Raw genomic sequence first — 12,388 nt, 5'->3', positions numbered from 1 at the left:
GAGGTGGATTGTTGATTTGAAAAAGCCGATGAAACAAAAATTGACTAGTTTAGCCACAGGGGAGCTAGTCGCTGTGCTAGTATTTTGGATAAATTTTTTCCTGCTAAAAAAATGGTTTTTTACTACTGGAGCTTTGATTTCTATTTCTTTCTCCTTGTTTGTACTGAGTTTTATTCTGATACAGGGCTCTGTTTTCTGGTGGATTTTGATAAAAAGGATTTCCAATCCAAGATTTGCTGAAATATATGCAGGCAAAATTTACAGGATACTAAAGAGCTTAGACCTTATTTTACTGGGTGTGGGAGCACCGATAATTATGTTAAATTACAGTGAATTTCCCACATTCATAATCTCTTTTGCAATTTGGTTTTTTGCTGTCATCGAGTGGATGAATTATTTTAAATTGCAATTATCCTACAGTCTGAATCCTGTTGTTTTATTGAAGTATATCCTCCAGAGGAAATTGCGGAAAAGTAAAATAGCAAAGGAAATTGAGAAAGCCGCATAAAAAAATAAGTTCCGGTTTCTTAACATAACACAATATGAGGAAGAAGAAGCGAATAGCTGCTGCTTCTTTTTTTGTGCCGAATCTGCTTATCGTTCTTATCTAATAGAGTGCCTTTGATTCGCAGTTGCATAAAGCTGTACAGAATTGTCCTTTATGGGGGAGTTTTTATTTTTTGCACAAATGTGCGAAAAAATTTAAATAAGCTAATTTGTTCTATAATATATTGACGGACTGAGATAAAGGTGATACATTCTAGTTACAAACAAAAATAAATCACTTTCAAACAAAAGAACAGGTTTTTGTTAATTATAAAGATAGGAGCGGTTGTAACATATGGAAATGATTGTAGCAGATCAAATTATCATGGGCCTTATCCTAGATGCCGGTGATGCCAAGCAGCATATTTATCAAGCTTTATCACTAGCTAAAGATGGTAAGTTTTCAGAATGCGATGAGCAGATTGAGCTTGCAGATAAGGCGCTGTTAGAGGCCCATAACTTGCAGACCAAGTTCCTAGCTCAGGAAGCTGGAGGAACGAAAACAGAGATTACAGCGCTGTTTGTCCATTCTCAAGATCATTTGATGACCAGCATTACAGAGATTAATCTCATCAAGGAAATCATCGACTTGAGAAGAGAATTACAAGGGAAAAAATGAATCATAAGGAGGGTGAAAAGATGCTTAAAATTGGTTTGTTTTGCGCGGCAGGTTTTTCAACAGGAATGTTGGTCAACAATATGAAGATAGCTGCAGCTGAAAAAGGGCTGGAAGCTGAGATCGAAGCCTACTCTCAGGCTAAGCTGGCTGATTATGCAGCGGATCTGGATGTCGCTTTATTGGGTCCGCAGGTAGCCTATACACTAGACAAATCTACAGCTATTTGCGACAGCTGCCATACTCCGATTGCAGTTATTCCGATGGCTGATTACGGTATGCTAGATGGTAAAAAAGTGCTAAACCTCGCTTTGAGTTTGTTGGATAAACATTAAAATCAAGGAGCTTCGTCATGTCTAAAGTGGATACTCAAAAAATCATTGCGCCGATTATGAAGTTTGTCAATATGCGCGGGATTATCGCCTTAAAAGATGGTATGTTGGCAATTTTGCCTCTTACAGTTGTGGGAAGTCTATTCTTGATTGTAGGGCAATTACCGTTTGAAGGTCTAAATCAAGCCATTGCTGGTGTGTTTGGGGCTGACTGGACAGAACCGTTTATGCAGGTTTATTCAGGGACCTTTGCCATTATGGGGCTGATTTCTTGTTTTTCAATTGGTTATTCTTATGCCAAGAACAGCGGTGTAGAGCCTCTGCCGGCAGGAGTGCTGTCTCTTTCTTCCTTCTTTATCCTTTTGAAATCCTCCTACATACCAGAAAAGGGTGAGGCGATTGCAGATGCGATTGCCAAGGTCTGGTTTGGCGGACAAGGAATCATTGGGGCCATTCTCATTGGTCTGGCAGTTGGCAGTATCTATACGATTTTCATTCAAAAGCATATTGTCATCAAAATGCCAGAGCAGGTTCCGCAAGCGATTGCCAAGCAGTTTGAAGCCATGATTCCGGCTTTCGTTATTTTCTTGCTGTCGATGCTTGTTTACATTATTGCCAAGATAGCGACTGGTGGTGGTACATTTATTGAGATGATTTACGATGTCATTCAGGTGCCTTTGCAAGGTCTGACGGGCTCTCTGTATGGAGCTATCGGTATTGCTTTCTTCATTTCTTTCTTATGGTGGTTTGGCGTTCATGGGCAGTCCGTTGTCAATGGTGTCGTAACAGCCTTGCTGTTATCAAATCTGGATGCTAATAAGGCCCTGCTTGCTGCAGATAAGCTGTCTGTCAGTCAAGGCGCTCATATTGTGACCCAACAGTTCTTGGATAGTTTTCTTATCTTATCGGGATCCGGTATCACTTTTGGAGTGGTCGTGGCCATGCTCTTTGCTGCCAAGTCCAAACAGTATAAGGCTCTGGGGAAAGTTGCTGCTTTCCCGGCAATCTTCAATGTCAATGAACCAGTTGTCTTCGGTTTTCCGATTGTGATGAATCCAGTCATGTTCCTGCCCTTCGTTTTGGTTCCGGTTCTGGCTGCTTTGATTGTCTACATGGCGATTGCGGTTGGCTTTATGCAGCCATTCGCAGGTGTGACTTTGCCTTGGAGTACACCGGCTATCATTTCTGGCTTTATGGTCGCTGGCTGGCAAGGGGCAGTCATTCAAATTGTCATCCTAGCTATGTCCGCCTTTGTCTATTTCCCATTTGTGAAGTTTCAGGATAAGATTGCCTATAATAACGAATTGGAAAATGAAGAATAATCTGACTTTGATGAATAAAAACACAAAAGTTTCTTGGCTCAGATGGCACAAATGTGCAAAAAATCTTTAATTCAGTAATCGCCTATAAATGATTGAATTCTAGAATTTTGCATGTTACAATAGTTACGAAAGAAATAAATTAAATTTCATAAGAAAGGTTGTGGCCAAATGATCCAAGTAAAAGAAGTAGAAAAAACAACAATAAAAACAGACTATTTTGGCAGCTTAACAGAGCGGATGAATAAATATCGGGAAGATGTGTTAAATAAAAAACCCTATATTGACGCAGAGCGTGCTGTCCTAGCTACCAAGGCTTATGATAAGCATAAGGAAAAGCCAAATGTGTTGAAGCGTGCTTACATGCTCAAAGAGATTTTGGAAAATATGACGCTTTATATCGAAGATGAAACGATGATCGTCGGTAATCAGGCTTCATCTAATAAAGACGCGCCTATTTTCCCAGAGTATACTTTAGAGTTTGTACTCAATGAACTAGATCTTTTTGAGAAGCGGGACGGAGACGTCTTCTACATCACAGAGGAAACCAAAGAGCAGCTCCGCAGTATTGCTCCTTTCTGGGAAAACAATAACCTCCGTGCGAGAGCTGGAGCTTTACTTCCAGAAGAAGTTCAGGTTTATATGGAAACAGGTTTCTTTGGCATGGAAGGAAAGATGAACTCTGGGGATGCCCACTTGGCGGTCAACTATCAAAAACTCTTGGCCTATGGACTGAAAGGTTTTGAAGAAAAAGCTCGCGCAGCTAAGGAAGCCTTGGATTTGACCGATCCGGCTAGTATTGACAAATACCACTTCTATGATTCCATTTTCATCGTAGTAGATGCTGTGAAAGCTTATGCGGAGCGTTTTGTGGCCTTGGCCAATCAGCTTGCTGAAAAAGCAGAGCCTAAGCGCCGTCAAGAGCTCTTAGAAATCGCTAGAATCTGTTCTAAAGTGCCGTACGAGCCAGCATCAACCTTTGCTGAAGCTGTTCAGTCTGTTTGGTTTATCCAGTGTATCCTTCAGATTGAGTCCAACGGACATTCACTCTCTTATGGACGCTTTGACCAGTACATGTATCCTTATGTCAAGGCAGATTTGGAAGCTGGACGTGAGACAGAGGCTAGTATTGTGGAACGCTTAACCAATCTTTGGATTAAGACGATTACCATTAATAAAGTGCGCAGCCAGGCCCACACATTCTCATCTGCGGGCAGTCCCCTTTATCAAAATGTGACAATCGGTGGCCAAACGAGAGATAAGAGAGATGCAGTCAACCAACTTTCCTACCTTGTGTTGAAATCTGTAGCTCAAACTCATCTTCCTCAGCCGAATCTGACCGTTCGTTATCATACAGGCTTGGATGCTCGCTTTATGAATGAGTGTATCGAAGTCATGAAGCTTGGCTTCGGTATGCCGGCCTTCAATAATGATGAAATCATCATTCCGTCCTTTATTGCTAAAGGAGTTTTGGAAGAAGACGCATACGACTACAGTGCTATCGGCTGTGTGGAAACTGCTGTGCCTGGTAAATGGGGCTACCGTTGTACAGGTATGAGCTACATGAACTTCCCTAAGGTACTCCTGATTACTATGAACGATGGGATAGATCCAGCATCTGGCAAGCGCTTTGCACCAAGCTTCGGTCACTTTAAAGATATGAAGAGCTTTGCTGAGCTGCAAACGGCTTGGGACAAGACCTTGCGTCATTTGACCCGCATGAGTGTCATCGTGGAAAATTCTATCGACCTGTCTCTTGAAAGAGAAGTGCCGGATATCCTCTGCTCAGCTTTGACAGATGACTGTATCGGACGCGGCAAGCATTTGAAAGAGGGTGGAGCTGTCTATGACTATATTTCCGGTCTTCAAGTCGGTATTGCCAATCTATCAGACTCACTGGCGGCTATCAAAAAGCTGGTCTTTGAGGAAGGCAGGCTGACTCCGGCTGAACTCTGGCATGCACTTAAAACGGATTATGCAGGTGAGCGTGGTAAAGAAATTCAAGAGATGCTGATTCATGATGCACCAAAATATGGTAATGACGATGATTACGCAGATAAGCTAGTGACAGATGCTTATGATATTTATGTGGATGAAATCGCTAAATATCCAAATACCCGTTATGGCCGCGGTCCAATTGGCGGTATCCGCTACTCAGGAACCTCTTCTATTTCAGCCAATGTAGGTCAAGGTCGCGGTACCTTGGCGACACCAGATGGCCGCAATGCCGGGACACCACTCGCTGAAGGATGCTCTCCATCCCACAATATGGACAAGAACGGTCCGACCTCCGTATTGAAATCTGTTTCTAAATTGCCGACAGATGAAATCGTAGGAGGCGTTCTGCTCAATCAAAAAGTCAATCCTCAGACCCTGTCTAAGGAAGAAGATAAAGTGAAACTTATTGCCTTGCTTCGTACATTCTTTAACCGTCTGCATGGCTATCATATCCAATACAATGTCGTTTCTCGGGAAACCTTGATTGATGCTCAGAAGCATCCTGAAAAACACCGCGATTTGATTGTTCGCGTTGCAGGCTACTCTGCTTTCTTCAATGTGCTTTCCAAGGCGACACAAGATGATATTATCGGGCGTACGGAGCACACATTGTAAAAGAGGTCCAATTTATGGAATTCATGCTTGATACCTTAAATTTAGAGGAGATAAAAAAATGGTCGGAAGTCCTCCCCTTGGCGGGAGTGACTTCTAATCCGACCATCGCAAAAAAAGAAGGGAAAATAGATTTCTTCGAACGGATTCGCGCTGTTCGGGAAATCATAGGAGAAGGTCCATCTATCCATGTGCAGGTTGTTGCCAAGGATTATGAGGGAATCTTGAAAGATGCTGCTGAAATTCGAAAAAAATGCGACGATGCTGTCTACATTAAAGTTCCGGTCACACCGGCTGGGCTGGCAGCTATCAAAACTCTCAAAGCAGAGGGCTACAAGATTACAGCGACAGCCATTTATACAACCTTTCAAGGGCTATTAGCCATTGAAGCGGGGGCTGACTATCTTGCTCCTTACTATAACCGCATGGAAAATCTCAATATTGATTCAGATGCTGTAATTAGCCAGCTGGCTCAAGCGATTGAGCGGGAACATTCCGCCAGCAAAATATTGGCAGCGTCCTTTAAGAATGTTAGCCAAATTAATCGTGCTTTTGCTGATGGGGCCCAAGCCATTACAGCAGGACCAGATATCTTTGCAGCAGCCTTTGCCATGCCGTCTATCTCTAAGGCAGTGGATGACTTTGCTGCTGACTGGTCAGCAATTCACAATCAGGAATACATTTAAACATATATAATGCTCTATCTATAAAAAAGAAAGAGGTGTTCTATGAGAATTTTTGCAAGCCCGTCTCGTTATATTCAGGGAGAAAATGCCCTGTTTGAAAATGCAAAACAGATTCTTCAATTAGGAAGCCATCCAGTCTTGCTTTGTGATGATGTAGTTTACCAGATTGTTGGGGAAAAATTCAATGACTACCTTACTCGTTATGGTTTTCATGTGCTGCATGTCGCTTTTAACGGAGAAGCTTCAGATGCTGAAATTGATCGGGTCGTTGCTCTGGCTGAAAAAGACGGAGCAGACTTGGTTATTGGTCTAGGCGGTGGGAAAACGATTGACAGTGCGAAGGCGATTGCAGACATACTAGGTCGTCCTGTGGTCATTGCGCCAACCATTGCCTCTACGGATGCCCCAACTTCAGCACTTTCTGTTATCTATACAGAAGATGGAGCCTTTGAAAAGTATATTTTCTATAGTAAAAACCCTGAACTCGTCTTGGTGGATACGAAAGTGATTGCTGGGGCGCCAAAACGGCTTTTGGCTTCTGGGATTGCAGATGGTTTAGCGACTTGGGTAGAAGCTCGTGCTGTCCAGCAGAAAAATGGCACTACCATGTTGGGACAAAGACAGAGTCTAGCTGGTGTGGCAATTGCGAAGAAGTGTGAAGAAACACTGTTTTCAGATGGCCTGCAGGCTATTGCAGCCTGTGAAGCGAAAGTCGTGACTCCAGCTCTGGAAAATATCATTGAAGCCAATACCCTTCTCAGCGGCGTCGGCTTTGAGAGCGGAGGTTTAGCAGCAGCCCATGCTATCCACAACGGCTTTACAGCTCTCACAGGCGATATTCACCACCTGACCCACGGCGAAAAAGTTGCCTATGGGACCTTGACCCAGCTCTTCTTAGAAAACAGACCTAAAGAAGAATTGGAAAAATATATTCGCTTCTATCAAAAGATTGGTATGCCGACAACTCTGAAAGAAATGCATTTAGAAAATGCTAGCTATGAAGATTTGCTCAAAGTTGGTCAACAAGCGACGATTGAGGGTGAAACCATCCATCAGATGCCATTTGAGATTTCAGCTTCTGACATTGCAGGTGCCATTCTAGCAGTCGACCAATATGTCAAGGATTTGGATAAATAAAAGCAAAATACAAAACAAGCCACCTTTCAACCGCAGGGTTGATAGCGTGGCTTATTTTTTGGTGGAGAGCTCCCTTGTCTGATGTGTCTGGCAGTCATGAAATTCCGTCTTTCAAAATCCCTTGAAAATGGTATAATAGAAACAGTACAAAAAATGGAGAAAAGAATGGCTTATTATAATCACAAAGAAATCGAGCCCAAGTGGCAGAAATATTGGGCAGAGCACCATACATTTAAGACAGGTACGGACAAGGACAAGCCTAACTTTTATGCGCTGGACATGTTTCCTTACCCATCAGGAGCAGGGCTCCATGTAGGGCATCCGGAGGGCTACACGGCGACAGATATCCTCAGCCGCTACAAGCGCGCGCAAGGCTACAATGTCCTCCACCCTATGGGCTGGGACGCCTTTGGTCTTCCGGCTGAGCAATACGCCATGGATACAGGCAATGACCCAGCTGACTTTACAGCGGAAAACATTGCCAACTTTAAGCGTCAAATCAACGCTCTTGGCTTCTCCTATGACTGGGACCGAGAAATCAATACAACTGACCCCAACTACTACAAATGGACCCAGTGGATTTTCACCAAGCTTTACGAAAAAGGCCTGGCTTATGAAGCTGAAGTGCCAGTAAACTGGGTTGAAGAGCTGGGAACGGCTATCGCCAATGAGGAAGTTCTTCCAGACGGAACATCTGAGCGTGGTGGTTATCCAGTTGTCCGAAAACCCATGCGTCAGTGGATGCTGAAAATCACAGCCTATGCAGAACGTTTGCTTAATGACTTGGAGGAACTGGACTGGCCAGAGTCTATCAAGGATATGCAGCGCAACTGGATCGGTAAATCAACCGGTGCTAATGTAACCTTCAAGATTAAGGACACAGACAAGGACTTCACCGTCTTTACGACTCGTCCGGACACCCTTTTTGGTGCGACCTATGCTGTTTTGGCTCCAGAGCATGCTCTCGTTGATGCCATTACAAGTGCAGAACAAGCTCAAGCAGTAGCAGACTACAAACATGCAGCTAGCCTCAAATCCGACCTAGCTCGGACTGATTTAGCTAAGGAGAAGACTGGTGTCTGGACAGGAGCTTATGCCATCAATCCTGTCAATGGCAAGGAAATCCCAATCTGGATTGCCGACTATGTGCTTGCAAGCTACGGAACAGGAGCTATCATGGCTGTTCCTGCGCATGACGAGCGCGACTGGGAGTTTGCTAAGCAGTTCGATTTAGAGATTATTCCGGTTCTAGAGGGTGGCAATGTTGCTGAAGCTGCTTACACAGAAGACGGTCCGCATATTAACTCTGGCTTCCTAGATGGCTTAGACAAGGCTGCCGCGATTGACAAGATGGTTTCTTGGCTGGAAGCAGAAGGTGTCGGAAACGAAAAAGTCACCTATCGCCTGCGCGACTGGCTCTTTAGCCGTCAGCGCTACTGGGGTGAGCCAATTCCAATTATTCATTGGGAAGATGGCACCTCAACGGCTGTTCCTGAAAATGAACTTCCGCTTGTCTTGCCTGTAACCAAGGATATCCGTCCGTCAGGTACCGGTGAAAGTCCATTGGCTAATCTGACTGACTGGCTGGAAGTGACTCGGGAAGATGGTGTCAAAGGACGCCGCGAAACCAACACCATGCCTCAATGGGCTGGTTCTAGCTGGTATTACCTGCGTTACATTGACCCACACAACAATGAGAAATTAGCAGACGAAGAGCTGCTCAAGACTTGGCTGCCAGTTGACATTTATATCGGTGGCGCAGAGCACGCTGTGCTCCATCTCCTCTATGCTCGCTTCTGGCACAAATTCCTCTATGATATCGGAGTGGTTCCGACCAAAGAGCCTTTCCAAAAACTCTTTAACCAAGGAATGATTCTGGGGACTAGCTACCGTGACAGCCGTGGTGCTCTTGTGGCGACAGATAAAGTAGAGAAACGCGACGGTTCTTTCTTCAACATCGAAACGGGAGAAGAACTGGAGCAAGCACCAGCCAAGATGTCTAAATCTCTGAAGAATGTGGTCAACCCTGACGATGTAGTAGAGCAGTATGGTGCCGAGACGCTTCGTGTCTATGAAATGTTTATGGGACCGCTGGATGCTTCCATCGCATGGAGCGAGGAAGGTCTGGAAGGTAGCCGTAAGTTCCTGGATCGGGTCTATCGTCTCCTTAACTCTAAGGAGCTGGTCTCTGAAAATAGCGGAGCTTTGGACAAGGTCTACCATGAAACAGTCAAGTCTGTCACAGAGCAGATTGAGGAGCTCAAGTTTAATACAGCCATTGCCCAGCTCATGATTTTTGTCAATGCAGCCAACAAGGAAGAAAAACTCTATGTCGAATATGCTAAAGGTTTCATTCAATTGCTTGCGCCTTTTGCACCGCACTTGGCTGAAGAACTCTGGCAGGCAGTAGCTCAAACTGGTAAGAGCATTTCCTACGTAGCTTGGCCAACTTATGACGAAAGCAAGCTGGTTGAGGCAGAGGTCGAAATCGTAGTGCAAATCAAGGGTAAAGTCCGTGCTAAGCTAGTTGTAGCTAAGGACTTGAGCCGTGAGGAATTGCAGGAAATCGCTCTGGCAGATGAGAAAATCAAGTCAGAAATTGCCGGCAAAGAAGTTGTTAAAGTGATTAGCGTTCCAAATAAACTAGTTAATATTGTGGTGAAATAATTAGTTTGTTACAGCATTATAGTGATTATAAAGAAAGGAGTCGTTTAAAACGGCTCTTTTTTCAATGCCTTTCTTCTCTTAAATAGTAGAACTTTTCTCATTTTTCGGTTTTCTCTTGTATTAGCTCTGGATTTTATTTATAATCATTATAAATAAAAAGAAAGAGAAAATTTAAATAGTGGAAGAACATAAAATTGATACGAACTTTAGTGGTCGGCTGAATATATTGAGGGCAGGGGTTTTAGGAGCTAATGACGGCATTATTTCCATAGCAGGTGTGGTTATTGGGGTGGCTAGTGCGACGGACGATGTCTGGATTATCTTTCTGTCTGGTTTAGCGGCAGTCTTTGCAGGTGCCTTTTCTATGGCTGGTGGAGAGTATGTTTCTGTTTCTACTCAAAAGGATACAGAAGAAGCTGCTGTTGCCAGAGAGCGGGAGCTTTTAGAGAAAAATCCAGATATTGCTAGGCAGTCTCTCTATGCTGCCTATGTTCAAAATGGCGAGTGTGAGACTTCTGCCCAGCTCATGACCAATCGGGCTTTTCTCCAAGATCCGTTGGAGGCTTTGGTGCAGGAAAAATATGGAATCGAGATTGAGGAGTTCACTAATCCCTGGCATGCTGCCGTATCAAGCTTTTTAGCCTTTGCTGTTGGTGCGCTTTTTCCTATGATTACCATTATCCTGCTTCCAGCCACTATCCGTATCTGGGCAACCGTTCTGATTGTGGCCTTGGCTCTTTTGGGAACGGGCTACACCAGCGCTAGATTAGGCAAAGCACCGCTCAAAAATGCCATGATTCGGAACCTCGTTATCGGTCTTTTAACCATGGCGGTCACCTATGCAGTAGGACAGGTATTTGCAATTTAACAATGGGAAGCATTGAAGTCAGTAATTTTACTGGCTTTTTGAGTTGTCAAATCTAGAGAAAAATCCAGCTTTAACTATTGTCTGAATGAGTTCAGAGCCCTTCTTCCCATTCTCTAATTTCAAAGTTCGGGAGAAAGAAGTGCGTGGCCTTTCTTTTTTGTGAAAATTTTCTTTATATCAAGAAAACTTTTGGAAAATATGATATAATAGTTGCGTATAAAATATGAAAAGGAGTTTTTGTAACATGGCAAAACTTACTGTTAAAGACGTTGATTTGAAAGGTAAAAAAGTCCTCGTTCGTGTAGACTTTAACGTACCATTGAAAGACGGAGTGATTACGAATGACAACCGTATCACTGCTGCTCTTCCAACTATTAAATACATCATCGAGCAAGGCGGTCGCGCAATTCTCTTCTCTCACCTTGGACGTGTAAAAGAAGAAGCAGACAAAGAAGGTAAATCACTTGCACCAGTAGCTGCAGACTTGGCTGCTAAATTGGATCAAGACGTTGTTTTCCCAGGTGTCACTCGTGGTGCTGAATTGGAAGCAGCTATCAATGCTCTTGAAGATGGGCAAGTTCTTTTGGTCGAAAACACTCGTTTTGAAGATGTTGACGGCAAGAAAGAATCTAAAAACGATCCTGAACTTGGTAAATACTGGGCATCTCTTGGAGATGGTATCTTCGTAAACGATGCATTTGGTACAGCTCACCGTGCACACGCATCAAACGTTGGTATCTCTGCAAACGTTGAAAAAGCTGTTGCTGGCTTCCTTCTTGAAAATGAAATTGCCTACATCCAAGAAGCAGTTGAAACTCCAGAACGTCCATTCGTAGCTATTCTTGGTGGTTCAAAAGTATCTGACAAGATTGGTGTTATCGAAAACTTGCTTGAAAAAGCTGATAAAGTTCTTATCGGTGGTGGTATGACTTACACATTCTACAAAGCGCAAGGTATCGAAATCGGTAACTCACTTGTAGAAGAAGATAAATTGGATGTTGCGAAAGCTCTTCTTGAAAAAGCAAACGGCAAATTGATCTTGCCAGTTGACTCTAAAGAAGCAAACGCATTTGCGGACTACACTGAAGTGAAAGATACTGAAGGTGAAGCAGTGGATCCAGGCTTCCTTGGTTTGGATATCGGTCCTAAATCTATCGCTAAATTTGATGAAGCGTTGACTGGTGCGAAAACTGTTGTCTGGAATGGCCCTATGGGTGTATTTGAAAACCCAGACTTCCAAGCTGGTACAATCGGTGTTATGGACGCTATCGTGAAACAACCAGGTGTGAAATCAATCATCGGTGGTGGTGACTCAGCTGCTGCAGCCATCAACCTTGGCCGTGCAGACAAGTTCTCATGGATTTCTACTGGTGGTGGAGCATCAATGGAACTCCTTGAAGGTAAAGTATTGCCAGGACTTGCAGCACTGACTGAGAAATAAGCAGTAAGCTTAGAAACTTTGATTTTGTAGATAACAAGTACAAAACTGTAATAAGGAAAGACTAGTGAAAGCTGGTCTTTTTCTTGTATTCTTATTGTTCATTTAAAGAAAGATAGAGCAAAAAAAGATAAAAATAGGCAATATATGGGTAAATGTCCAAATTTAT

The 12,388-nt window shown here is 43.5% G+C and carries 10 protein-coding genes; all 10 read left to right on the top strand.

All coding sequences use genetic code 11. The features are described from left to right. The first annotated feature begins 16 nt into the window (after positions 1 to 16). The 10 genes from J1C86_RS10260 (at position 17) to J1C86_RS10215 (ending at position 12,222) form a co-directional block, all read left to right on the top strand. Positions 17 to 508, top strand: coding sequence for a hypothetical protein (locus J1C86_RS10260; protein ID WP_002907361.1), 492 nt, complete (start codon positions 17 to 19; stop codon positions 506 to 508). Positions 509 to 841: 333 nt separating this feature from the next. Further along, positions 842 to 1,165, top strand: coding sequence for a PTS lactose/cellobiose transporter subunit IIA (locus tag J1C86_RS10255; protein WP_002907360.1), 324 nt, complete (start codon positions 842 to 844; stop codon positions 1,163 to 1,165). Positions 1,166 to 1,185: 20 nt separating this feature from the next. After that, positions 1,186 to 1,497, top strand: coding sequence for a PTS sugar transporter subunit IIB (locus J1C86_RS10250; protein WP_032916294.1), 312 nt, complete (start codon positions 1,186 to 1,188; stop codon positions 1,495 to 1,497). A gap of 17 nt (positions 1,498 to 1,514) precedes the next feature. After that, entirely contained in the window at positions 1,515 to 2,816 is a 1,302-nt protein-coding gene (locus tag J1C86_RS10245) for a PTS sugar transporter subunit IIC (RefSeq protein ID WP_002907358.1), read from the top strand. Positions 2,817 to 2,984: 168 nt separating this feature from the next. Continuing rightward, the gene (locus tag J1C86_RS10240; RefSeq protein WP_125408760.1) at positions 2,985 to 5,426 is read left to right on the top strand and encodes a glycyl radical protein; all 2,442 of its coding nucleotides are present in this window, start codon (positions 2,985 to 2,987) and stop codon (positions 5,424 to 5,426) included. A gap of 14 nt (positions 5,427 to 5,440) precedes the next feature. After that, positions 5,441 to 6,109, top strand: a complete 669-nt coding sequence (locus tag J1C86_RS10235; protein ID WP_061592283.1) for a fructose-6-phosphate aldolase — start codon at positions 5,441 to 5,443, stop codon at positions 6,107 to 6,109. A 42-nt stretch (positions 6,110 to 6,151) separates the two neighbouring features. After that, positions 6,152 to 7,246: a glycerol dehydrogenase gene (locus tag J1C86_RS10230; RefSeq protein ID WP_125408761.1), complete on the top strand. Its 1,095-nt coding sequence runs from the start codon at positions 6,152 to 6,154 to the stop codon at positions 7,244 to 7,246. A 165-nt stretch (positions 7,247 to 7,411) separates the two neighbouring features. Next, positions 7,412 to 9,913, top strand: coding sequence for a leucine--tRNA ligase (gene leuS / locus J1C86_RS10225; RefSeq protein ID WP_142998648.1), 2,502 nt, complete (start codon positions 7,412 to 7,414; stop codon positions 9,911 to 9,913). A gap of 178 nt (positions 9,914 to 10,091) precedes the next feature. Next, on the top strand, positions 10,092 to 10,781 hold the full coding sequence (locus J1C86_RS10220) for a VIT1/CCC1 transporter family protein (protein WP_049553234.1): 690 nt from the start codon (positions 10,092 to 10,094) through the stop codon (positions 10,779 to 10,781). 244 nt (positions 10,782 to 11,025) lie between these two features. After that, positions 11,026 to 12,222 (top strand): phosphoglycerate kinase, encoded by a 1,197-nt coding sequence (locus J1C86_RS10215; RefSeq protein ID WP_002907352.1) that lies wholly within the window; start codon positions 11,026 to 11,028, stop codon positions 12,220 to 12,222. The last annotated feature ends 166 nt before the right edge of the window (positions 12,223 to 12,388 follow it).

Source organism: Streptococcus sanguinis (assembly GCF_050220005.1).
In the GTDB taxonomy this organism is placed as follows: domain Bacteria; phylum Bacillota; class Bacilli; order Lactobacillales; family Streptococcaceae; genus Streptococcus; species Streptococcus sanguinis_Z.
The sequence above is the reverse complement of the archived record's forward strand: the minus strand, read 5'-3'. Positions and strand labels throughout refer to the sequence as shown.